This is a genomic window from Baekduia sp. (assembly GCF_035318805.1).
Lineage (GTDB): Bacteria > Actinomycetota > Thermoleophilia > Solirubrobacterales > Solirubrobacteraceae > Baekduia.
The window spans coordinates 1-22617 of record NZ_DATHDY010000104.1; the positions used below are offsets into that span (position 1 = coordinate 1).

Here is a 22617-nt window from a genome sequence, read left to right on the forward strand (position 1 = left end):
GATGGGTTGTTCCACGAGGCGGTCCCGTCGATGGCTGGTCCGGGCGGATGCCTGAGGTCGCACGATCTCGCAGCCGATCCTGGTCGGATCGGCAAGGGATCGGGTGGCCTCAGGCGCCGGCCGGGCCGGTCAGCGGCGGCAGCGAACCCGTGGAACAACTCATCCCGAGGGATTTCCAGGGTTCTTCCATGCCTTCCGAACCGCGGGCCGCGGTGGTTAACTCGGCCGGGCATGGCGGAGCCAGGCATGAGGTCGGACGGGCGGCGGCGGCGGCGCTGGAGCGCCGGCGAGGTGCAGGAGGCGCTCGTGATCAGCGGCGAGATCCCGCTGTGGCTGGTGGACGGGGACGACCGGATCGCGTTCGTCAACGACGCGGCCGTGCGGACGCTGGGATACGACAGCGACGACGAGTTGCTCGGCCGTCCCAGCCACGACACCGTCCACTGGAAGCACCCGGACGGGTCGCCGTACCCGGCGGAGGACTGCCCGATCACGCACGCCACCCGGCGCGGCGAGCCGATCCGCATGGAGCGCGACTGGTGGGTCCGCAAGGACGGCAGCATGGTCCCGATCTCGATCCACTGCGTCCAGATGGAGATCGACGGCCGGATGGGGACCGCGATGACGTTCCACGACCTGACCGCGAGCGTGGAGGCCGAGCAGGAGCGCCGGCGGTACGACGTCGAGCGGGCGCGCCTCGGCGAGGTCCGTGCGTCGCGGACCAGGATCGTCGAGGCAGCCGACGAGCAGCGCCGCCGGCTGGTCCGGGATCTCCATGACGGCGCTCAGTCGGGGCTCGTGCGCATCGTGCTGGCCCTCCAGCTCGCCCTCCGGGGCGGGGACGTGCCCGGCGAGGTGCGGACGCTGGTCGGCGACGCGCTCGGCGACGCGCGCTCGGCGATCGACGAGCTCCGCGAGCTGGCGCACGGCATCCATCCCGCGGTGCTCACCCGGAGCGGTCTTGCCGCCGGGGTGCGGGCCATGGCGGACCGGGCGTCGGTGCCCGTCGTGGTCGACGTCGCCGACGAGCGCTACCCGGAGCCCGTGGAGCTGGCCGCCTACTTCGTGGCGGCGGAGGCCCTCACGAACGTCGCCAAGTACGCGCGCGCGTCAACCGCCCGCGTCACCACGACGCGGACGGAGAGCCATCTCGTCCTGACGGTCGACGACGACGGCATCGGCGGCGCGCGAGCCTCCGCCGGCAGGGGCCTCGCCGGACTCGCCGACCGCCTCGCGGCGCTCGACGGCACGCTGACGGTGTCGAGCCAGCCGGGCAAGGGCACGTGCGTCCGCGCCGAGATCCCGCTGTCGACTCCGGCGCCGCCGGCCGCGGCGGCCGAGCTCGACGTGCCGCCTCACGACATCGAGCGGCTCGCCTGATCGTCGACGAAGACGTCCACGAACGCGAACGCGTCGACGTCGACGAGCCCGCGGTCGGTCAGCTTGAGGTGCGGGATCACGGGCAGCGCGAGGAAGCTCATCGCCATGAACGGAGCGGAGACCGGGCAGCCGAGCTGCCGGACCGCGGACGTCGCGGCGTCGAGCTGATCGGCCACCACCTCCGGCGCGCGGTCGGCCATGAGCCCGGCGAGCGGGAGTGCGACCGCCGCCTGCAGCTCGCCGCCCGCGACCACCGCGATGCCGCCGCCCATGTCGGCGACCGCGCGCGCCGCGGCCAGGCCGTCGGCGTCGTCGGCGGCGACGACGACGAGGTTGTGGCAGTCGTTGGCGACGCTCGAGGCCATCGCGCCGCGCCGCAGGCCGAAGCCGCGGACGAACCCCATGCCGACGTTGCCGGTCGCGCGGTGGCGCTCGATGACGCTCAGGCGCAACACGTCGCGGTCGGGATCGGCAACGGCCACGCCGTCCTCGACGGGCACCTCCTCGATGTGCGCCGTGGTGAGCAGCTGGTCCTCGACGATGCCGATGACGCGCGCCCGGCGTCCCCGCGCGGGCAGTCCCAGGTCCGCCGGCCACGCGACGCGGAAGGTGTCGGGAAGCGTCGTTGGGGGCGCGACGCTGTCGCGCAGCCGCCGCCCGTCGCGCGCGACGATCGCTCCGCCGGCGACCACGAGCTCGACGGGCAGCGCGCGGAGATCCGACGTCACGAAGAGGTCGGCGCGCCGTCCGGGCGCCACGGCCCCGCGGTCGCGCAGCCCGTAGTGCTCAGCGGGGTTGAGCGTTGCCATGGTGATCGCGGTGACCGGGTCGAGGCCGCCGCGAACGCCGAGGCGCACGAGCGCGTCGACCGACCCGTCGCGCAGCAGCTCGCCGGGCACGCGATCGTCGGTCGCGAACGCGCACCGGCGCGCGGTGTGCTCGTCCACGGCCGGCAGCAGGTCGATCAGGTTCCGGGCGTTGGACGCCTCGCGCAGGAACACCGTCATGCCCAGCCGCAGCTTCTCGCGCGCCTCCTCCGCGGTGACCGACTCGTGGTCGCTCGAGATGCCGGCGCCGGCGTAGGCCTGGAGGTCCGGGCCGGTCAGCCCCGGGACATGCCCGTCCACCGGTCGCCCGGCGAACCCGCGCAGCTTGTCCAGCACCTCGTCGCTGCCGGCCAGGACGCCCGGGAAGTTCATCATCTCGGCGAGGCCCAGCACCCGCGGGTGCTCGGCGAGCGCGACGAGGTCCTCCGTGCCGAGCTCCGCGCCCGACGTCTCCATCGACGACGTCGGGACGCAGGACGGCGCCATCACGAGGACCGACAGATCCAGTCCCTCGCTGACGTCGAGCATGTAGCGAACGCCCTCGGCGCCCAGGACGTTCGCGATCTCGTGCGGATCGCACACGACCGACGTGACACCGTGCGGCAGGACCGCGTCGGCGAACCGATGCGGCGGCAGCATCGAGATCTCGATGTGCACGTGCGCGTCGATCAGCCCCGGGCACACGTACCGGCCGTCGAGATCGACGACCTCGCGCGCCGGCCGGTCGCCGAGCCCGACGATGCGATCGCCGCGCACCGCGACCGCGGTCTCCTCGATCTCGTGCGTGAACACGTTCACCACGCGGCATCCACGCAGCAGCAGGTCGGCCTCGACCTCGCCGCGGGCCGCCCTGATGACCTCGCCGAGATCATCCACCGCACCTGAAGTACGTGCGATCCCGCTCATGCTCGCGACCGAGTTAACCACCGCCCGGGAGCGGTGAGAAGGCCTCGGTCAGGCCAGCGCCGCGATGTAGCGGTCGGCCGAGCGCAGCACCTTCCCGAGGCCCCCGGAGTCGACGACCGTGTGCCACCAGGCGCCGTAGATGCGGTCGAAGGCGAGATCGGCGACCGCCGCGCGGATCCGGGCGATCTCGCGCGCCGGCAGGGGGATGAGGTTCGGGTAGCTGTACATGAAGCTCACCCAGTCGCGGTCGGGGATGACCTGCACGACGTCGCCGCTGAGCAGCGCTCCGCGTCCCTCGGCGCCGCCGGCCCAGAGGCAGACCGTCCCTCCCTCGAAGTGTCCGCCGAGGCGCACGAGCTCGAGGTCGTCGCCCACGCGGAGGCGGTCGCCGCTCCACAGCTCGATCCGAGCGTCGGGGCGCGTGATCCATCGGCGGTCGGCCTCATGGAGCAGGATCCGCGCGTCCAGGCGCTCGGCCAGGTCGGCCATGCCCGTGTAGTAGTGAGGGTGGGAGATCGCGATGTCGCGCACGCCTCCCGCGGCCTCGAGTGCATCGACGCCGGCGTCGTCGATCATCGGCACGCAGTCCCACAGCAGCCCGCCGACGTGCAGCGCGCGCTGCCCGATCGCGAAGCTCGGCTCGACGCCGAGGCCGAGCAGCCCGGGTTCGAGCTCTGAGACGCGGCTGCGGTGGCCGGCGGCGAGCGCCTCGCCGGTGATCCACTGCTGCCCGTCGGGTCCGACGTACTGCCGGTCGTCCTCGCAGATCGGGCACGCCGCGGGCGGGGCGTCGGCCTCGGGATACTGGGCGCCGCAGGTCACGCAGTGAAACACCGGCATCGGCTCGACCTTAGGCGAGCGCGCGGACGCCCGGCTACGCCGCCTGCGCGGCGCCGGTTCCCGGGTCGGGCAGGACGTCGCGGAGCTGGTTGCGCGAGCTGATGCTGAGCTTGGCGAAGACCTTGCGCAGGTGGTACTCGACGGTGCGGGGGCTGATGAACAGCCGGCTGCCGATCTCGGGGTTGGAGAGGCCGTCGCGGGCCAGCCAGGCGATCTGCGCCTCCTGCGGCGTCAGCGCGTTGCGCGTCTCGATGGAGCGCTTGCGGGCGGTCTCGCCGGTGGTCAGCAGCTCGTGGCGGGCGCGTTCGGCGAATGCCTCGGCGCCCATCGCGCGGAACATCTCGTGGGCGCGCCGGAGGTGCTCGCGCGCGTCCAGGCGCCGGTTCTCGCGGCGCAGCCATTCGCCGTAGAGGAGGTGGGCGCGGCCGAGCTCGATGCGCACGCGCGTGCGGCCCAGGCGCTCGATCGCCTCGCGGTAGAGGTCGTCGGCGGCCGCGCCCTCGCTCAGCAGCGCGCGCGAGCGCGCCTCGACGCCCAGCGCCCAGTCGGTGCCACTGGCGCGCGTCGTCTCCGACAGCCGCCCGACGGCGTCGGCGGCGGCCTCGGCCTGCCCGCTGCGGACGGCCGCCTCGATCAGCTCGACCAGCGCCCAGTTGGGGAACAGCAGCTCCTGCGGGCACTCCCCGGTGCGCCGGGCCGCGGCCAGCGCCTCCTCGTACCGGCCGGCGCCGTTGAGGAGCACCGCGCTCGCCGAGTGGACGAGGCTCAGCCCCATGCCCTCGCCCCGGCGCATCACCTCCTTGACGGTGGCCTCGCTCAGCTGGGAGACCTCGGTGTCACGCCCCTGGAACGCCGCGAGCGCCAGGGCGCCGTAGGGCGGGAGGTGGCTCCCCTTCGCCTCGGTCGCCACCTCCAGCTCCTCGACCAGCGCCGCGGCCAGGTCGAGCTCGCCGGCGAAGAGGTGCACGAGGATGCGGGTGGAGAGAGCGACCCGGAGCGCGGGGAGCGCGCCGGCCTCGCGGGCGAGCTCGACGTGGCGGCTGGAGAGCACGTGCCGCGTCTCGTCGTCCCACATGTCCGCGGCGGCGTGCGCGGCGAGCCCGAGCCAGCGGAGCCCCTCCTCTCGGGAGGTGTCCTGGCCGCGGAACGCGCCGAGCGCCCGCGCGAGGGCCGGCGCGCCGGCCGCGTGCCCGTCGGTGATCAGCACCGCCAGGCCGTCGAGCAGGAGATCGGGCGCCCGCGCGGCCCCCGGAGAGGATCCGGCCGCCCCGGCCGCCCGCGCGGCCTTCGCCGCCTCCAGGACACCGGCGTCGCGGCCCAGCCGGCCGGCGAACAGCGCCGCGCAGAGCGCGTCGAGATACGTCTCGCGCGCAAGCTCCGCGTCGAGCGGCGCGAGCCGCCGCGCGGCCTCGAGCAGCAGCGGCGGAGCGTCGCTGCCGCGCGGGGAATGGAACGCCATGTGGCCGTGCAGCAGCTCCACCCGCGCACGCTGGAGCTCGTCGAGCGGCCCGCCCTCCGCCGCGGCCAGCAGCTGCAGTGCCGCGTCGGGCGCCCCGGCCTCGTACGTCGCCTGTGCCGCGGCCAGCGCACGCGCCGCCCGCAGCGCCGGATCGAGCGTCAGCGCGGTCGCGCGCTCCAGGAAGGCGGCGGCCGCGGCCGGGCCGCCGCGCGCCCGGGCCCGGCCGGCCGACCGCTCGAGCTCCTGCGCGACGTCCGCGTCGGGGCCCGGCGCGGCCTGCGCGCGATGCCACGCGCGGCGATCGGGATCGGCCTCGGGATCGGTCGCCTCCGCCAGCGTGTGGTGCACGCTCTGGCGCTCCTGCGGCGCTGCGGCCCGGTAGACCGCCGAGCGCAGCAGCGGATGGCGAAACCGCACGCGCGCTGCGAAGTCGCACAGGCCCGCTGCCTCGGCCGGTGTCGCCGCCTCGTCGGCGATCCCCAGCCGCTGGGCCGCGCGCCACAGCAGTCCCGGGTCGCCGAGCGGCTCGGCCGCCGCGACCAGCAGCAAGTGCCGCGTCGCTGCGGGGAGCGCCTCCAGCTGCCGGACGAAGCGCTCCTCGATCGGGCCCGACCGCGCCGGCGCGTCCGGCAGCCCGAACCCGCCGGCCAGCGCCGCCGACGTCACCCCGTAGGCCAACTCCAGCAGCGCCGACGGGTTGCCGCGCGTCTCGGCCACGATCCGATCGCGCACCCGCTCGTCCAGCGGCCCCCGGAGCACCGACCCCAACAACGCCTGCGCGTCACGATCGCCGAGACCCTCGACGACCAGCTCCGGCAGCCCCGACAGCTCGTCCTCCTCACCGGAGTCGAGCACCGCAAAGACGATCGCCAGCGACCCCGCCGACAGCCGCCGCGCGACGAACGCCAGCGCCTCTGCCGAGGCCCGATCCAGCCACTGCGCGTCATCCACCACGCAGACCAGCGGCTGCTGGCCGGCCACCTCGCCCAGCAGGCCGAGCACCGCCAGGCTGACCAGAAAGCGATCCGGCGCCTCGCCGTCGCTCAACCCGAACGCCGTGCTCAGCGCCTCGCGCTGAGGAGCCGGCAGACACTCCAGCCGATCCAGCATCGGCGCGCACAGCTGATGCAACCCCGCGAACGGCAGCCGCATCTCAGACGGCACCCCTGCGGCGCGCGCCACGCGACAGCTCGACGCCCGCTGCACCGCGTACTCCAACAACGCCGACTTGCCCACGCCCGGCTGGCCGCGCAGCACCAGCACCCGGCTCGCACCCGCGCCGGCCGCGTCCAGCAGCTCGTCGAGCGCCTGGCACTCGCTGCGCCGCCCCCGCAACGCGCGGGACCGGCCCGCGCGCGACGCTGCGTCACCCCCGCTCACCGGGGTAGGCGTGTCCATGTCTCACGGGTACCCGGCATCCACCGCCGAGTCAAACCGGCGCCCCGCAGGCAGGGAACCTCCAGGAACCCTGGGCTCCAAGAGGTTCCCGGCACCGCAATGGACGCGGGCGGTCGCGCCCCGGGGGCAGCGACCTCGGTTCAGCTCGCCCCGAACCTTCGGCCACGCACCGCCGCGCCGGCCGCCCATAGCCTCGGGAGCATGTTCGAGCAACGGCAGGCCACCGATCGCGATGCGACCTCCCCGGGCACGCGCATGGACGTCGCGGCGGCGTTCGGCGCGCAGCCGGCGAGCTTCTGGCTGGCGTCGCTGGCCTCGCTGAGCATGATCATCGGCGGCGTCGGTCCGTGGGCGACGGCGTTCGGGTTCGCCTCGCTGAGCGGCACCAGCATGCATGGCTGGCGCTCGGTGATGGTCGGTGTCGTGGGCCTCGCGATGCTGGGCCTGCATCAGCTGCGCAAGGCGCGCCTGCCGCTGATCGTGGCGGGCATCGCGGCCGTGCTCGGCGCGGTGCAGGCGGTCGCGACCTTGAGCAAGATCCACTCGGGCGGGGCCGTGACCACCATCTTCGGCCAGCAGTACCGCTACCTCGATCCCGCGTGGGGCCTCTACCTGGTCCTCGCGGGCGCGATCGCCCTCGCGTGCTGCGCATCCGCGCTCGTGTGGCGCGCGTCGCGCGTCACCGCGTAGGAGACGGTGTCGCTATCGCGACTGGGGACCCACCTCCGGCGGCGATGGCCGCCCGTCGTGGGCCTCGCCCTCGCTGGCCGCCTACGGCACCCCTAACCACCCACTCAGGCGGCGAGCTCCTCGTCGAAGGGGGAGTGCCGGATGGGGATCTGGTCGCAGCGCTGCGCCTCGGCGACGTAATCGCTGATGAGCGCATCGACTTCGGCCTCGGAGGTCAACCCGCTCTCGACGATGTAGCGGGGACCACCGCCCTCGCCGGGTGCGTCGGTGACGCGGACCAAGCCGCCGACCCGCTGGCCGTAGACGATGCGCTCACCAGCGCTGATCCGGTAGCGCGCCAGCTCGGTGCGGATGGGGGTGGGGATGGCCTGACGTAGGTGTCTTGTCATACGGGAACCTGGCTTGAGGTGTCGGCAAGCGTAGGCGTCATCGCGCCACGGGATCGCCTGTCGGGAGACCAGCACCGGCCCGACCCTCGGGACGAGGCGCACCGCCCGCCGGCACGGCGCGGCGTCACCAGCGTCGCGTCACCTGAGGCCGTTCGCATCGGGCACCTCACCAGCCTGCACCCGTGTCTCCTCCCAGGGGAGGGAAGCGGCACCGCAGCGTTCGCCCAGCGTCCGCGCGGCGCGCCCGGCCGGTGGCCGACGGCCCGGTACGCCGACCGGTGTAGCCGGCACGGCGGCTGGCACGCCTGACGTAGAGGCAAAGTCATCGCCGGGCTGACGACAAACCCGCGCCCGGTCGCCAGCATGACCTCGATGTTGCTGAACCAGACGATCTCGGGCCACGTGCCAGACCTCGCTCGGACCGCGTCCGGGGAGCTCGCATGAGCGCGCGCCTCGCCCATGCGACGCAGATGCCGCAGCCGCATCTGCGCGTCGCCGAAGCGGCGCCCGACGCGGGCCCTGGCTGGCCGGAGGCCGACTTCCGTGCGCTCGCCGAGCTCGTCAGCGCGCGGGGGTTCGAGGTTGCCGAGCGCGCGCAGGCGGCGCTCGCGCCGGTCCTCCCGCACGACGCGCTCGTGCTGGTGACGCCCGGCTCGCCCGACCTCCCGGTCCAGATCGCGGCACCGCCGGAGCTGCTCGAGCGGGTCGTAGGGTTCGACTGGTCGGCGATGGTCGGCAGCGACCTTCCGGAAGGATGCGGGGCAACACGGCTCGTGCTGCCTGACCTCGGCGGGGGCGTGCGCCTCGCCGGCTGGGTCGCGGGGGCCGGGAAGCAGGCCGTCGCGCTCATCCTGGGCGCCAGCGGACCGCTCCAGGTCAACCCGGAGCAGGAGCGCGCAGCGATGCGGGTGGCGATCCTCACGGCCGCCCGCGCGCGCAGCGTGGACCAGGATCCGTCGCCCGGCACGCTGGCGTTCTCGCTGGCCATCAACCAGGAGCGCAAGCGCGTGCGCTCGGAGATGCACAGCCGTCAGGCCGCCACGCTCTCCTCATTGCTGCAGACGCTGCGGCGAGCCGGCGGTCCGAGCGGATCTCGCTCAGTGCCTCCCGAGGTGCTCGAGGCGATCGATCTGGCGTCCGGAGAGCTGCTGGAGCTCAAGGCCGGGTCCAGGCGCGAGGAGGCGTCGACCGAGGTCGCGGTGGCGCAGACGTTCGCCGACGCCGAGGACGAGGTCCGAGGGATCGTGCGCTCCGGCGAGCTCCAGCTCGTCGTCGGGCTCGACGCGGCGGAGGACGCGCGCCTTCCGCGGGCGATCGCGCACGCGGCGCGGATCGTCACCCGCGCCAGCGCGCTCAACACCACGCATCACCCGGGCGCCGGCAAGGTCCGGGTGCAGTGGCGCCTGACCGGAGATGCGCTGACCGTCGTCGTCGCCGACGACGGCGACGGGTTCCCCGCGCACCACGACCGGCCCCGCCGGGAGCTCGCTTACATGCGGCGCCGCGTGGCGGGACTCCGCGCGACCGTCGAGGTCGACACGACGCCCCAGTGGGGAACCGCCGTCGTCTGCGAGCTGCCGCTGCACGGGCCGCCGCTCGCGCCCGAGACGCCCGCCGCCGAGCTCATCTCGCACCTGCGTGCGCGCGAGCGCGAGGTTCTGGAGCTGCTGGTCGCCGGACTGCGCAACGGCGACATCGCCGAGCGGTTGTTCATCACGGTCCGCACCGTCAAGTTCCACGTCTCGAACATCCTGCACAAGCTCGACGTGCAGTCCCGCACCGAGGCGATCGCGCTCGCGCACGCCGCCGGGATCTCAGGTCCCGACGAGTCCTGACCGTTGCGCGCCGGCGGACGCCGGCGCAACGTTACGCGGTTGCAACTCGCCGGGCGTACAACTCGGGGACCTCATGCAGATCCCGAACGTTGTCGAACTGACCCGGAGGACAGCCCATCCGCTCGTGACGGGACGCGGAGGCTGGTCGTGATGGCCGGCGCGGCGGCTGGAGCGACGGATCTGCGGCTCGTGCCGGCCCTTGCCGAGCCGGCGCCGGTTCGCGGCGCCGACGCGCCGTCGGGCTCGGCCCGGTCCGGCGCGTCGGCGGTGCCCGCGGTCATCCGCACGCTGGTCGTCGACAGCCACCGGCTGGTCCGGGCGGGCATCCGCGCGCTCGTCGAGGACCAGCCGGACCTTACGGTGGCGGGCGAGGCGGCCACCGGCGAGGACGCGGTCGCGCTCGCCCGGCGGACGCGCCCGGACGTCGTGGTGATGGACGCCGGGCTCGGAGGCGCGGACGTGCTCCAGTCCATCCGGCAGATCCTCGCGGCGCCCGGCGAGGTCAACGTGCTGCTGTTGATGAACAGCGAGACGGACCAATGCATCTTCGAGGCGCTGCAGGCGGGCGCCCGCGGCCTGCTGGTCAAGGACAGCGACTCCTACGAGCTGCTGCACGCGGTCCGCGTGGTGGCCAACGGCGAGGCCCTCCTGAGTCCGCGCCTGATGCGCCGGGTGATCACCCGGTTCGTGTCGCTCGTGCCGTCCCTAGGGCCTGCGCCGGACCAGCTCGCCGAGCTGACGGCGCGCGAGCGTGAGGTGATGGCGCTCGTCGCGGGCGGTCTGAGCAACGAGGAGATCGCCGACCGCCTCGTGATCAGCCCGGCGACGGCCAAGACCCACGTCAGCCGGGCCCTGCGCAAGCTCGACGCGCGCGACCGCGCGCAGCTGGTCGGGCTCGCCTACGAGACGGGGCTCGTCGTATCCCAGTGCGCCTGACCGGCTGCCGCGCCTCACGAAGGACAGGACTAGGGAGATGACGGGTGGGCTCGCGGATGCGAGCGCCTTCGGCGGCTGCCACCGTTGCTGTCAGTTCTCAGGTTCTCGCGGAAGGGGCAGAGCATGGAGGCTACGGCAGCGATGCCGGATGGTCAGGTGGGGGACGTGGCGTGGCCGGACCCGTCCCGCGCGAGTGAGAGGCCGGCGTACCCGCGCGCGGTTCCCGAGACGTATTGGGAACGCTGCGTCGCCGACTTGAGTCGTCAGCTCGACGAGGTGCACGCCAGGCTCGCCTTCGCCAAGCGCCAGCTCGAGCGCGAGCAAGGCCCCGGCCCGCCCGGCGACGACGTCGCCTTGACCCGCGAGCGTCCCGAAGCGCCCGTCCGACTCGTGCATGTCCGGGGCGAGGCTGCGGTCGGCGAGCGCGACGTCACCGGCGCCCGTCCGGCCTCGCCGTGTCCGATGCTCTACGCGCTCGGACGCGAACGCGGCGCTCTGCGGGTGACCGGGCGCACGATCGAGCTCAGCCGGCGCCACACCGAGATCCTGGTGCTCCTGGCCACGCACCCGCACGGGATGACCACCGAGGAGCTTGCCGTGGCGCTGTACGGCGAGGCCGGCCGGCCCGCGAGCGTGCGCGTCGAGCTGTGCCGTCTGCGGAAGATCGCGCCGCGGATCTTCACCGAGCGCAACCGGGTCAAGCTCGAGGTGGAGGCGGACTTCCTCATCGTGCAGCGCCTGCTGCGCGCCGGTCGAGCACTCGCGGCGGTGCAGGGGTACCCGTCGGCGCTGCTCCCGCGTTCCGAAGCGCCTGGCGTCGTCGACGCGCGCGACGAGCTGGAGGCCTGGGTGCGCTCGGCCGTCATGACGTCCGACGACCCGGCGGCGCTCTGGGCCTGGCTGGAGAGCGGCTCGGGCTGGGACGACGCGCTGGCGTGGAAGCGCTTCCTGGCCGACCTGGAGTTCGCCGACCCGCGGCGCGCCCTCGCCGTGAGCCGGCTCGCCCGCCTACGCAACGCGCTGACGGTCGTCCGCTGACGTGAAGTCCGTCGGGAGGACGGCACGCAACGGCGGCGTCAAGACGCCCGCCTCGGACGGCGCAGACCGCGGGTCACCCGCGGTCCGCGTGATCGCCGACCGGATCGCGGCCGGCCGGCGCGAGCTCGCACGGCGGATGATCGACCGCTGTCGCAAGGAGATCGCCGACTACGAGCTCATCGACGACGACGAGGCGCTCGCCGACTTCTCGGCGTTCGCGCTGGAGACCGTCGACGCGCTGACGGCCAGCCTCACGAACGGGCCGGAGTTCCCCGCCGACCGGCTCGAGCAGGTCCGCTCCGCTGCGCAGCGACGCGTGCATCAGCGGGTGTCGCTGGAAGCGTTCCTGCATGCGCAGCTCGTGACGGCGCGGGTCATCTGGGAAGCGGTGCTCGACCAGGCGCGCTCGGGCCGGCCGGACGAGCTCGAAGCGGCCCTGACGATCGCCGGGCGCCTGCTGTCCAACGGAGACCTCGTCGCGACGGTCGCCACCGCGGCCTACCTCGACGAGCTCAGCGATCGGGGGCTGCTGCGCCACGACCTGCTGGATGCGCTGATCGCGGGACACGGCGACACCGAGCGCACCCGCCGGCGGGCCGGTGCGCTCCGCCTTCAGCTGGGCGAGAACTATGTGGTCGTCGTGATCCGCGCGCCGGAGATCCATGCGGGGGATGCCCGGCAGCCACCGCTGCCCGCGCAGGTGGCCCTCGATCGCCTGGTGGACGCCACCCGCTCGCAGCTGCGCCCCGACCAGGGTGCGCTCCTGGCCGGGATGCGCCACGGCGACGTCGTGGCGCTCTACCCGGTCTCCGGGGCGGCCGGGCTGGCCAAGGTCCGGCGGGAATGCACGGCGCTGATCGAGGCGCTGGCGATGGACGTCGGCGTGGGCATGAGCGGCTGGCACGCCGGGCTGCCCGCGATCGCGTCCGCCTACGAGGAGGCGCTCGACGCCGCCGACCTCGCCGTCGTCGCCGGAATCCGCGGCCGGGCCGTCGCGCTGGAGGAGGTGCTCGTGGACCACATGGTCCGCTCGAGCGCCCACGCCAACCGGATCCTCGCCGAGACGCTGCGGCCCGTGATCGACTACGACCGCGCGCACAACGCGAACCTGCTCACCACGCTGCGCACCTACCTCGAGACGCGGCTGAACCTCACGCGGTCCGCTCAGATCCTCTGCGTGAACCCGAACACCGTCTCGTACCGCCTGCGCCGCATCCGCGAGTTGAGCGGGCGCGATCCGCGCAACGGGGAGGACCTCCTGGTGCTGTCGCTCGCCGTGCGGCTCGAGCAGCTCAGAACGCCTCAGTAGTCACCCGAGCAGGATGTCGCGGTACAGCTCGGCGAAGGCCTGAGCCCCGGGCTGGTCGAGCTGGGGGTGGCGGTGGCGCAGCGTGACGTACAGCCGGCCTTCGAGCGTGGCGGCGCCGATGCCCGCGCCCAGCGGCATCCGCGACGGCGGGGAGAACCACACGGCGTCGACGGCGCCCGCGCCGTGGCCGAGCGCCGGGAACGGATCGATGACGCCGAGGCTCGACAGGCTCGCGGTGTCGACCACCACGTCTCCGGTCATCGCGATCAGCTCGGGGAGCCGGCGCTTGGCGGCGACCGAGAGGCCGGCGGACTTCGCAAGCATGTCGACCACCATCCCGGCGAGGCGCTCACGCTTGATCCGTCGGGTGTGCTCGGCCGTAGCGGCGATGGCGCGCGAGAGATCTCTCGTCTCCCAGCTGGCCAGCGAGACCGTGACGTAGCTTGCGAAGTTGCCGAGGATCTCCGTCCGCCAGGCGTCAGGCCGGAGGTTGACCGGCATGCTCAGGGCGATCCGCCACGCCTGCCGCTTCTGGCCCGCGTTCCAGCGACGGATGGCCACGGCGAGCGCGGCGAGCAGCACGTCGTTGACCGTCGCCCCGTCGGTCCGGTGGCGCGCGACGGCCGCGGTCTCCGCGGCGGAGAACGAGACGAGCTCGAAGCCGTACCCGGGCCGGGCATCGCGGCCGTGGCGAGCGAGCCGGGTGGTCGGGACGACCTGGCGCGCGGCGTGCCGTCCCAGCGCTCGCGCGCGCACGAGCCGGTCGTCGACCGACGCCGCCCCGGCGATGTCAACGAGGTCGCGGACGGCAAGCGCATCGTGCCTGGGCAGCGGATCCGGCTCGCCGGCATAGGCGCGAAGGATCGAGCGCATGAACCGGACCGACCCGATGCCGTCGCCGGCGCCGTGATGGAGGTTGAGCATGATCGAGTCGCCGGCCGGCCCGCGCGCGACCACGACGGCGAACGGGGGCGCGACCTCGAGGGCCGGGCTCGCGCCGAACAGGCGCTCGCGCGCGGCCGCGACCGCTGTCTCGTCGGCGCACGACACGATCGTCAGCGGGACGTGATCGAGCTCGTCGGCGATCTCCCACCGGTAGCGGAGATCGGTCTTCCGCCAGCTGGCGAGCCTGGCGCGCGCGATGGGATGACGGCGGGCGGCCGCAGCGATCGCGGGGGTGAGACGGGCAGGGTCGATTCGCCCGGTGACGTGCACCTCGAAGTGGACGCCCCACGGCGCGTCCGGACCGTCGAGGTTGAGGAACAGCTCGTCGAGGAGGTTCAGGGGAACCGAGAGCGGCGGCGGTTCAAGGAGCGCGGGCATGCATCCAGCATGGTCGGGCCGCATGCCGCGGGGCGCTGGGCCAAGTGTCAGCTCCTCCCGGCATGGCGGTCAGCGCGGGATCGGGGAGGGCCGATCCGGCCGTGGGACTGTCCTCTCGGCCAGCTCATGAGGCGTGCGAGCGGGCTCAGCATTCAAACGAATGACGTCCGACGTCTCTGCGCTGCTGCTCCGCGCCCGCGTACCACTGCTCGCGGTCGCGTGCTGCCTCGCGGTCGCGCTCGCCGTGATGGGAACGCCCTCCGGCGCGGTGGGCGATCCCGGCCACGGCGACCACGGCGGCGGTGGACACGGCGGCGGTGGACACGGCGGCGGGGGAGGCGGCGGCGGGGGAGGCGGCGACGGATGTGACGCTGGCTGCGGGCAGCAGGGCCAGCCGGGCGACGGCGGCGATGGCGGGGACGAGGGCGGGCAACAGGGCCAGCCCGGCGACGGCTGGCAGCCGCCGGGTGGAGACGCGCAGGGGGACGGCGGCGACGGCGGCGACGGCGGCGACGGCACGCCGGAAGCCGACGCTGCGCCGCCGCCGGCTCCGGTGGCTGCGGCCCCGCCTCCGGCGCCCGCGCCCCCGGCTCCGCCGCCCGCTCCCGCGCCCGCCCCCGCGGCGCCGGCCCCGGCCGCCCACGCGAGACCGCCGGCCGCCCACGCAAGGCCGGCCCCGCCGCCGCCCGCCCGTCCGGCACCGTCCGCGCGGGCTCCGCAGCCGCGCGGATCCGCGCAGGTGCCGGCCGCCGCGCCCACACCGGCTCGACCGCCTGCCGGGCGCCCGGCCCGGCCTGCCGCGCATGTGCCGGTGGCCGTGCGGGCGCGCCCGCGTCCGCACGGGCCGGCGCGCGTGCACGTCCGACGACGGCCGCGACGCGCCGCGCCCCCGAGCCCATCCCCGGTGCAGAAGACGCCACCGGCGATGCGCCGTCCACTGGCGGCCCCGGCGGCGCCGCCGAGCCGTCCGACGCCGGCTGCTCGGCTCGCGGCCGCGGCCGCGGCCGCGGACCCGCGCCGGGTCACCATCCTGCTGGCGCTGCCGCTCGTCGCCCTGCTGCTGCCGCTGTTCGTCCTGCCGTTCTTCGGGGGCCGGCGCCGGGCGTGAGCGGGCCGGTGGCTTGCGGCGTCCCGCTCGGGCGTGGGTGGGCGGGGCGTCGGGCCGGTGGCTTGTGGCGTTCCGCTCGGGCGTTGGTGGTGAACGAGCGGGGTTCGGGGGCAGTGACGAGTGTGTGACCGGGGGCGCCGGCGCCTGGTGTCCTCCGCGGGCGCCGGGGCGGGGGCTCGTTCGGGTTGTGGCGTTCCGCTCTGGCGTTGGTGGTGAGCGGGCGGGGTTCGGGGGCAGTGACGAGTGTGTGACCGGGGGGCGCCGGCGCCTGGTGTCCTCCGCGGGCGCCGGGGCCGGGGGCTCGTTCTGGTTGTGGCGTTCCGCTGTGGCGTTGGCGGTGAGTGGGCGGGGTCTGGAGGCAGTGACGAGTGTGTGACCGGGGGCGCCGGCGCCTTGTGTCTTCCGCGGGCGCTGGGGTGGGGGTCGTTCGGGCCTGAACGGCTGACGGATGGCGGATAGGGGTCGAGATGCGACCCGTAATCGCCATCCGTCTTCGTCCCCGCCGGCGAAAGGCACCTGGACGTTGAGATGCAACGGCTAGGTGCCGCTCGCCGGCCTCGGGCCGCGGATGGCGTTTTCCCGTTGAGATGCAACGTCAACGCGCCATCCGTCGCGCCGACCAACCGTTCGCGCCCGAACGACCCGCCCCACCAGTCCCCGCGGCAGACCGGTCGCGCCCGCACCCGGACGAACCTCCGTCGTCACTGCCCTCTCCAGCGCGCGCAGCACGACCGACGCGCGCACCGGGCGCCGACCACGCGAGCGCAACGAGCCCCCGCCCCCGCGGCAGACCGCCGGCGCCCGCGCCCGCACCGGGCGCCAACCACGCCGGCGCCGACCACAGACCACCACGACCCTCACAGCGCCAGCCGCGGGCGATACAGGTCGAGCCAGGTCGCGAGGCTCAGCGTCCACTCCAGGCCGTGGCGGTCGAGGTCGCCGGCCGCGGTCGGGCCGCAGCGCGTCGCGGACTCGAGCCAGCGGCGGTCGACCAGCGCGAACACGCTGTGGTCGGCGTTGCTCAGCAGTTCGGCCGCCTGGTGCTGGATGTCGGCGGCGTAGCGGGGGCTCTGGGTCGACGGATACGGGCTCTTGACCCGCTCGACCACCGACTCCGGCAGCAGGTCACGCGTGGCGCCGCGCAGCAGGCTCTTCTCACGGCCGTCGTAGGTCTTCAGCGCCCACGGCGCGTTGTAGACGTACTCGACGAGGCGGTGGTCGCAGAACGGCACCCGGACCTCGAGCCCAACCGCCATGCTCATGCGGTCCTTGCGGTCGAGCAGGTGGCGCACGAACCGGGTCAGGTGCAGGTAGCTCGAGATCCGCATGCGGGACTCGAGGTCGCTCTCGGATTCGAGATGCCCGATCTCGGCGAGCGCGCGCTCGTAGCTCTCGCGCCGGTACTCCGCCAGGTCCAGGATCGCCCGGACCTCCGCCGTCAGGATCGCGTCCATGGGGGCGTGGCGCCCGGGGTCCATCGCGATCCACGGGAACTCGTGGGCCTGCTGCACCCGCGGGTCGTGGAACTGGAGGTAGCCGCCGAAGAGCTCGTCGGCCGACTCGCCCGACAGCGCCACCGTGGACCGCTCGCGAATGGCCCGGCACAGCAGATACAAGGAGGCGTCCATGTCGCCGAAGCCCGTCGGGATGTCGCGGGCGGCGACCACGGCGCGGCGGACGGCGGGGTCGGCGAGCGACTCGTGGTCGAGCACGATGTCGGTGTGCTCCGAGTCGACGTGCTCGGCGACGTCGTGCGCGTAGGGCGTGTCCGGCGTCGCGCGCCACGCGTCGGGCTTGAAGTTGGCGGTCTGGCCGACGAAGTCCACCGCGAAGCTGCGCACGCGCTCGCCGTCCTGCGCCAGCACGGCCGCAGACAAGGCGGTGATCGCGCTCGAGTCCAGCCCGCCGGACAGCAGCACGCACCGCGGCACGTCGGCGACGAGCTGGCGGCGCACGACGTCGTCGAGCAGCTCGCGCACGCGCGCGACGGTGGCCTCGCGGTCGTCGGTGTGGGGCCTGGTCTCCAGTCGCCAGTAGCAGCGCTCACGCAGCCCGCCGGCGTCGACGGTCACGATCGTCCCGGGCTCCACCTCGCGGATGCCCGACCACGCCGCGTTCCCGGGCGACTTGACGAACGCGAACATCTCGCGCAGGCCGTCGACGTCCATCGCCGGTCGGATCAGCGGATTGATCAGGATCGCCTTGGGCTCGGACCCGAACAGCACGCCGTCGCTCGTGCGATGGAAGTACAGCGGCTTGATCCCCAGCCGGTCGCGGATCATCACGAGCTTGCGCTGCCTGCCGTCCCAGATGGCGAAGGCGTACATGCCGTTGAGCCGGTCGGCCAGCGCCTCGCCCCAGCGCAGATAGCCGCGCAGGACCACCTCGGTGTCGCTGTCGGTCGCGAATCGCTCGCCGGCCTGCCGCAGCTGCTCGCGCAGCTCCACGAAGTTGTAGGTCTCGCCGCTGTAGACGATCACCACCTCGCCGGCGTCGGTGCGCACCGACATCGGCTGCACGCCGCCGGGGAGGTCGATGATCGCCAGCCTGCGATGGCCGAGCGCGGCGGGGCCCTCCAGCCACGTGCCCGAGGCATCGGGCCCGCGACAGGCCATCGTCGCGGTCATCGCATCGAGGACGTCGCCCTCCGGCTCCAGGTCCCGCTCGAAGGAGATCCATCCGGTGATGCCACACATGCGTCACCTCCGTCGAAGGGCCACGTCCTCTCCCAAAACCTACCCCGGCAGCGGCCTGTCCGGCGTCGGCCATGGGTCCAGATGGGACGCGCCGCCAGGCCAGCGGACAGACGTCGCCACGCGGACGATGATCTGTCTCGGAGCACACCCCGACGAGAGGAACGGCGAGGACCATGACGTACCCCAGGCCCATCGTGGCGGCCCTCGCCGCCATCGCCCTGCTCACCGCCGGCCCCCCGGTGGCGAGCGCGAGCAGCGCCTTCTCACCCGGCGCGTGCAGCACCCCCGTCGGCACCGAGGCCCAGGGCGGAACGGCCGGCACCGCGAACAGCGTGTGCATGGGCGGAGGCCAGGTCGACATCGGCTCCTCCGTCGGCCAGATCGCCTCGGTCTCGGGCGGCTCGATCGCCGACCCGGCCGCCATCGGCAACATGGTGGTGTCGGCCGGCGACGTCGCGACCGGTTCCTGACGAGCGCTGACCGCTCAGGCGGTCGCGTCCCCGGGACCGGGAACGCCGTAGCGCGTCGCCAGCAGCGACCGGCACAGCCCGGCGTTGCCCTCGAGGCTGAGCCGGACCAGGCGCGCGATGCGCATGAAGCGCTCCAGGCCGGACGCTTCGAGCGCCGAGCCGTCGGCCAGGACGAACGCGGGCGCGCCGGTGGACGCGTCGATGCCCAGCTGCCGGCGCAACGCGATGCAGCGCGTGACGTCCGGATCGTCGTCGAGGTCGCGCAGCGCCAGCGCGGCCAGCTCGTCGAACGTCCGGCCGGCGCGCAGCCGGCGGTCGCACATCCGGCTCTGGCGCGCCGTGAACGCCTTGCGCGTGAACAGGGCGCGCAGCTCGCCGAGCCCGCCGGCGCTTTCGCCGGGGAACGCGTCGGCGAACCGTCCGCCGCCCGCGATCGCCCCGTTGATCTCACCCGAGGCGAAGTGGTCGTCGAGCGTGACCGTCGCGTCCACGACGCCCGGGAGCGCCCGTACCGCCTCGAGCGCGTCGGCCGCCATCAGGTAGGCGAAGTTCGGCGCGCAGAAGTACGTCGGCAGCCGCAGGCGGACGTCGACGCGCGAACCGTCGACGTCCACGCCGGCGACGAACCCGAGGTCGGTCAGCGGCTCGTCGATCTCCGGGTCCCGGACGCCCGCGAGGACGGCCATGACCGCATCGGCGGTGATCATGCGGCGCTCGCCGGCTGGGGGGCGACCGCGCGGGCGCCGGCGGCGGGGACCTCGAGGTCGTAGAGCTTCGCCGCGTTGAGGCCGAGGATCTTCTTCTTGATGCCGGTCGTCAGCAGGCCGAGCTCCGACTGCAGGTCCTCGGGGATCTGGAAGTCCACGAACTTCTCGATCAGCCACTTGGGCTGCCAGATCGCGTAGTCGCTGCCGAACAGGATCCGGTCCTCGCCGATCCAGTAGAGGAGCTCACCGATGATCTGGGCGAAGTAGCGGGGCCGGGTGTGGATGAACGGCAGTGCGACCGGCAGGCCGCCGTACACGTTGGGCTCCTGCGTGGCGATCCAGCAGAAGTCCTCCAGGCGCGGCAGGCCCACGTGCTCGACGATGAAGTTCAGCTCCGGGAAGGCGGTCGCCGCGCCGTCGACGTCCTTGACGTCGAAGGCGTCGCGGTCCAGCGGCCAGATCGTCGGGCCCTTGTGGACGTGGACGTTCTTGATCCCGAGCTCCTGGACCTTCTCCAGGTAGCGCGCGGTCTCCGGCGTGTCGAGCCTGAACCCGCGGGACGCGCCCTTCCACTCGGCGGTGTAGAGCTTGACGCCCTTGAGGTCGTAGCGGTCGTGCAGCGCCTCGAGCTTGGCGAGGCCGGCCTTGCCGTCGCGCGGGTCGAAGGCCCCGTTGGCGGTGAACAGGCCGGGATGCTTCTCGGCCACGGCGGCGTCCTGCTCGGTGGTGTTGAAGCCGCCGGGGAAGAAGTCGGTCAGGTACGTGGGCTGGAAGATCGCGTGGTCGACGTAGCCGATCTCGAACAGGTCGTGCAGCAGGTCGTCCTCGCTGTAGGCCTCGAACTTCTCCAGGGACCAGAGGTACTCCTCTGGCCCCAGGTTGCGGTGGTAGTCGTAGAAGGACTTGATGAAGCCCTCGCCGAACCGGTTGCGGTTCTCGGGCCGGGCGTCCCAGAAGTGCACGTGCCCGTCCACGATGAAGTAGCGCTCGCCGTCCTTCTCGTACATCGCGCTCCTCCCGCCTAGATGGCCTCGAGGTCGAAGCCGATGTGCTCGGCGGCGTCCTCGGGGTTGGCGAACAGCAGGATGCGATCGTCGAACACGACCATGCGGCCGTAGTGGGTGGACATGATCTCCTCGAAGTCGTCGTTGCCGAACTCGTCCCATCCGAGGGCCTCGGCGATCTCGGCGAAGCCGAACTCGATCTTGCCCAGGCCGTCGACGCGGATCATCGACGGAAGCTCCTGCAGCGTGATGTCGGGCTTGCCCGCCATGACCTGCGCCACGACGTGGCCGACCTGGTTGTTCATCAACGTCACGCCGGTCCGGTTCGACGAGGTGGGGTTGGCGTTGAAACGGCCGTTGGTCTCGGTGCTCATGTGGGGGTCTCCTGCGCGTTGGTGGTCGTGGTGAACTTGTCGAAGTGGATGTGCTCCTCCGACGCGCCGCGGCGCAGGAGCAGCTCCGTCGCCGCGTCGACCATCGGCGGCGGGCCGCAGAGGTACGCGTCGACCTCTGCGAGATCCGGCTCGCAGCGGTCGACCACGTCGGTGACGAGGCCGGTCTCGCCCGGCCAGTCGGCGTCCGAGAGCGCGGGCACGAAGCGGAAGTCCGGGAGGGCGGCCGCCAGCGCCTTCAGCTCGTCGAGGTGGAAGAGGTCCTGCTCCTCACACGCGCCGTAGTAGTAGACGGCGGGACGCGCGACGCCCTGGTGGGCCATCGAGCGCAGCAGCGACAGGATCGGCGCCATGCCCGCGCCGCCGCCGACGAACAGGAGCGGGCGGCCCGTGTCCCGCAGCGTGAACATGCCGTACGGGCCCGTCACCTCCAGCTCGTCGCCGACCCGTAGGCGCCCGTCGGCCAGGACGCCCGAGAAGCGGCCGCCGGGATAGAGCTTGATCATGAACTCCAGGCGGCCGTCGTCGCCCGGGAGATTGGCCATCGAGAACGAGCGGTGCTCGTCGGTTCCGGGGATCCGGACGTCGACGTACTGTCCCGCGAGGAAGGGCATCTCGCCCTCCTCGACGCAGACGACGACCCGGCGGATGTCGCGGGTGAGCGGCTCGATCGCCTCGACGCGCGTGCGCACGGTCCGCAGCGTCGTCCCGTTGCGCAGGACCTCCTCGTCGTAGTTGACGAGCTCGACCTCGAGGTCGGAGAGGGCGTGGGCCCGGCACAGCAGCGTCCAGCCCTCCTCCTCCTCGAAGTCGGGCAGCGCGAAGGTCGAGTAGCGCTCCAGGTCGACGTCGCCGTCCAGAAGGAACGACTTGCACGCCGTGCACTGGCCCTCCTTGCAGCCGTGCATGAGCATCAGGCCCTGGCGAAAGGCGCCGTCGAGAACCGTCTCGCCCTCGTCGACCTCGAACTCGATGCCCACCGGCTCCAGCCGGACGGTGTGCGTGCGACCCGTGTCGCTCCTCGCCGTCGTCATACGCCCGCGTCCGGAGCGGGGCGGCCGGCCGGCCCGCCGGCCTTGTAGTGGGCGACGTGCTTCTCGCGCTCCTCGGGCGACATCGCGTTCAAGAGCACGTTCGGGCTCAGGAGCGTGTTGCCGCGGACGTCGTCCAGCGTCCACATCTTCTTCGGGTCGAGGTCGAGGTGCGGCTGCGGGACGAGCGTCTTGCCGTCGTCGCGGACGTACCCGAGGTCCTGGATGATCTCGGCGAGGTCGTGGCCGTGGTGCAGCGTCTCCCACTCGCGCTTGCCCGCCAGCTTGCCCATCGACGGCGTCGGGCGCCCGTGGTACTCGGGGCGGAAGGCGACCTTGTCGGTCCAGTGGCAGGTCTGCGAGCAGTACGTGCGGACCTGGCCGTCGACCTCGTCGACGACCGTGTCCTGGCGGATCAGGCACGGGACCATGCAGGTCCAGCAGCGATGCGGGTACTGGTAGTCGGCGTCCTCGAACGTGATCGGGCCGTGGCCGTTCTTGCGGGAGAGCTCGCCGTAGCGCTCCCACCACGGGCCGTACTTGTCGTACCAGCCCGGGTACTTGTGCTCGAACCACTCGAAGTCGGTGTCGTCCATCGCGTCGATCCGCCAGAAGTTGACCGGCCAGCCGGTGGCGAAGAACTGGGCGACCTCGTGGACGTAGCCCTTGTTGACGATCCGGTTCCAGCTCTCCTCGACGACGTCGTGCGGGACCGACAGGCCGTACTTCTCCAGCGGGACCAGGTAGCTGCGGTAGTAGTCGTCGTAGATCCAGCGGCGCCACATCTCGGCGTAGCTGTCGCGGTCCTTGCGGCGGTCCTTGGTGCCGTACTCGATGAACGTCCCGATCGCCGCGTCCACGACGCAGTGGTTGTTCCAC

General features: G+C 73.2%; 19 protein-coding genes and 1 pseudogene. 8 read left to right on the forward strand and 12 right to left on the reverse strand.

The features are described 5' to 3' along the window. Nucleotides 1-246 precede the first annotated feature (246 nt). A complete protein-coding gene (locus VK501_RS22030; RefSeq protein ID WP_324341258.1) occupies nt 247-1380 on the forward strand; it encodes a PAS domain S-box protein in 1134 nt (377 codons plus the stop codon). Here VK501_RS22030 and ade read toward each other — a convergent pair. From ade to VK501_RS22045, 3 genes are read right to left on the reverse strand one after another with little or no spacing between them, the layout of a single operon-like run. Further along, entirely contained in the window at nt 1356-3113 is a 1758-nt protein-coding gene (gene ade / locus VK501_RS22035) for an adenine deaminase (protein ID WP_324341260.1), read from the reverse strand. The two genes, VK501_RS22030 and ade, sit on opposite strands and share 25 nt — an antisense overlap. Before the next feature lie 48 nt (nt 3114-3161). Continuing rightward, the gene (locus tag VK501_RS22040) at nt 3162-3953 is read right to left on the reverse strand and encodes a hypothetical protein (RefSeq protein ID WP_324341262.1); all 792 of its coding nucleotides are present in this window, start codon (nt 3951-3953) and stop codon (nt 3162-3164) included. Between the two features lie 34 nt (nt 3954-3987). Next, the gene (locus VK501_RS22045) at nt 3988-6810 is read right to left on the reverse strand and encodes a helix-turn-helix transcriptional regulator (protein ID WP_324341263.1); all 2823 of its coding nucleotides are present in this window, start codon (nt 6808-6810) and stop codon (nt 3988-3990) included. Between the two features lie 201 nt (nt 6811-7011). Here VK501_RS22045 and VK501_RS22050 point away from each other — a divergent pair, with 201 nt between their 5' ends. Continuing rightward, nucleotides 7012-7500, forward strand: coding sequence for a hypothetical protein (locus VK501_RS22050; RefSeq protein WP_324341265.1), 489 nt, complete (start codon nt 7012-7014; stop codon nt 7498-7500). Between the two features lie 104 nt (nt 7501-7604). Here VK501_RS22050 and VK501_RS22055 read toward each other — a convergent pair whose 3' ends face one another. Continuing rightward, nucleotides 7605-7889, reverse strand: a complete 285-nt coding sequence (locus tag VK501_RS22055) for a hypothetical protein (RefSeq protein ID WP_324341267.1) — start codon at nt 7887-7889, stop codon at nt 7605-7607. Nucleotides 7890-8329: 440 nt separating this feature from the next. Between VK501_RS22055 and VK501_RS22060 the strand changes: the two genes are divergently transcribed. The 4 genes from VK501_RS22060 (at nt 8330) to VK501_RS22075 (ending at nt 13007) form a co-directional block, all read left to right on the forward strand. Then, on the forward strand, nt 8330-9724 hold the full coding sequence (locus VK501_RS22060) for a hybrid sensor histidine kinase/response regulator transcription factor (RefSeq protein ID WP_324341269.1): 1395 nt from the start codon (nt 8330-8332) through the stop codon (nt 9722-9724). Between the two features lie 150 nt (nt 9725-9874). Then, nucleotides 9875-10660, forward strand: coding sequence for a response regulator transcription factor (locus VK501_RS22065; RefSeq protein ID WP_324341271.1), 786 nt, complete (start codon nt 9875-9877; stop codon nt 10658-10660). A gap of 255 nt (nt 10661-10915) precedes the next feature. Beyond that, the gene (locus VK501_RS22070; RefSeq protein WP_324341273.1) at nt 10916-11698 is read left to right on the forward strand and encodes a helix-turn-helix domain-containing protein; all 783 of its coding nucleotides are present in this window, start codon (nt 10916-10918) and stop codon (nt 11696-11698) included. A gap of 1 nt (nt 11699) precedes the next feature. Next, complete coding sequence (locus tag VK501_RS22075; protein WP_324341275.1) at nt 11700-13007, forward strand: PucR family transcriptional regulator; 1308 nt, start codon at nt 11700-11702, stop codon at nt 13005-13007. Here the strand turns inward: VK501_RS22075 and VK501_RS22080 are convergent, their stop codons facing one another. Further along, nucleotides 13008-14330 (reverse strand): condensation domain-containing protein, encoded by a 1323-nt coding sequence (locus tag VK501_RS22080; RefSeq protein ID WP_324341277.1) that lies wholly within the window; start codon nt 14328-14330, stop codon nt 13008-13010. 145 nt (nt 14331-14475) lie between these two features. Continuing rightward, entirely contained in the window at nt 14476-14763 is a 288-nt protein-coding gene (locus VK501_RS22085; RefSeq protein ID WP_324341279.1) for a hypothetical protein, read from the reverse strand. A 492-nt stretch (nt 14764-15255) separates the two neighbouring features. On the opposite strand from VK501_RS22085, the gene VK501_RS22090 reads away from it, so the two are divergent. Further along, nucleotides 15256-15438 (forward strand): hypothetical protein, encoded by a 183-nt coding sequence (locus VK501_RS22090; RefSeq protein WP_324341281.1) that lies wholly within the window; start codon nt 15256-15258, stop codon nt 15436-15438. An 857-nt stretch (nt 15439-16295) separates the two neighbouring features. Here the strand turns inward: VK501_RS22090 and asnB are convergent. Further along, nucleotides 16296-18134 (reverse strand): asparagine synthase (glutamine-hydrolyzing), encoded by a 1839-nt coding sequence (gene asnB / locus VK501_RS22095; RefSeq protein WP_324341283.1) that lies wholly within the window; start codon nt 18132-18134, stop codon nt 16296-16298. Between the two features lie 194 nt (nt 18135-18328). Between asnB and VK501_RS22100 the strand changes: the two genes are divergently transcribed. Continuing rightward, nucleotides 18329-18604, forward strand: a complete 276-nt coding sequence (locus tag VK501_RS22100) for a hypothetical protein (protein ID WP_324341284.1) — start codon at nt 18329-18331, stop codon at nt 18602-18604. A gap of 14 nt (nt 18605-18618) precedes the next feature. Here the strand turns inward: VK501_RS22100 and VK501_RS22105 are convergent, their stop codons facing one another. From VK501_RS22105 to VK501_RS22125, 5 genes and pseudogenes are all read right to left on the reverse strand, one after another. After that, nucleotides 18619-19311 (reverse strand): iron-sulfur cluster assembly protein, encoded by a 693-nt coding sequence (locus tag VK501_RS22105; RefSeq protein ID WP_324341285.1) that lies wholly within the window; start codon nt 19309-19311, stop codon nt 18619-18621. Continuing rightward, complete coding sequence (locus VK501_RS22110; protein WP_324341288.1) at nt 19308-20318, reverse strand: amidohydrolase family protein; 1011 nt, start codon at nt 20316-20318, stop codon at nt 19308-19310. Before VK501_RS22110 ends, VK501_RS22105 begins: the two co-directional genes overlap by 4 nt. A gap of 14 nt (nt 20319-20332) precedes the next feature. Next, nucleotides 20333-20689 (reverse strand): propane 2-monooxygenase effector subunit MimD, encoded by a 357-nt coding sequence (mimD, locus tag VK501_RS22115; RefSeq protein WP_324341290.1) that lies wholly within the window; start codon nt 20687-20689, stop codon nt 20333-20335. Further along, on the reverse strand, nt 20686-21741 hold the full coding sequence (locus VK501_RS22120) for a 2Fe-2S iron-sulfur cluster binding domain-containing protein (protein ID WP_324341292.1): 1056 nt from the start codon (nt 21739-21741) through the stop codon (nt 20686-20688). The genes mimD and VK501_RS22120 overlap by 4 nt, the downstream gene beginning before the upstream one ends. Continuing rightward, a pseudogene (locus VK501_RS22125) lies at nt 21738-22617 on the reverse strand (methane monooxygenase); the annotation flags it as partial. The pseudogene VK501_RS22125 and the gene VK501_RS22120, both read right to left, overlap by 4 nt.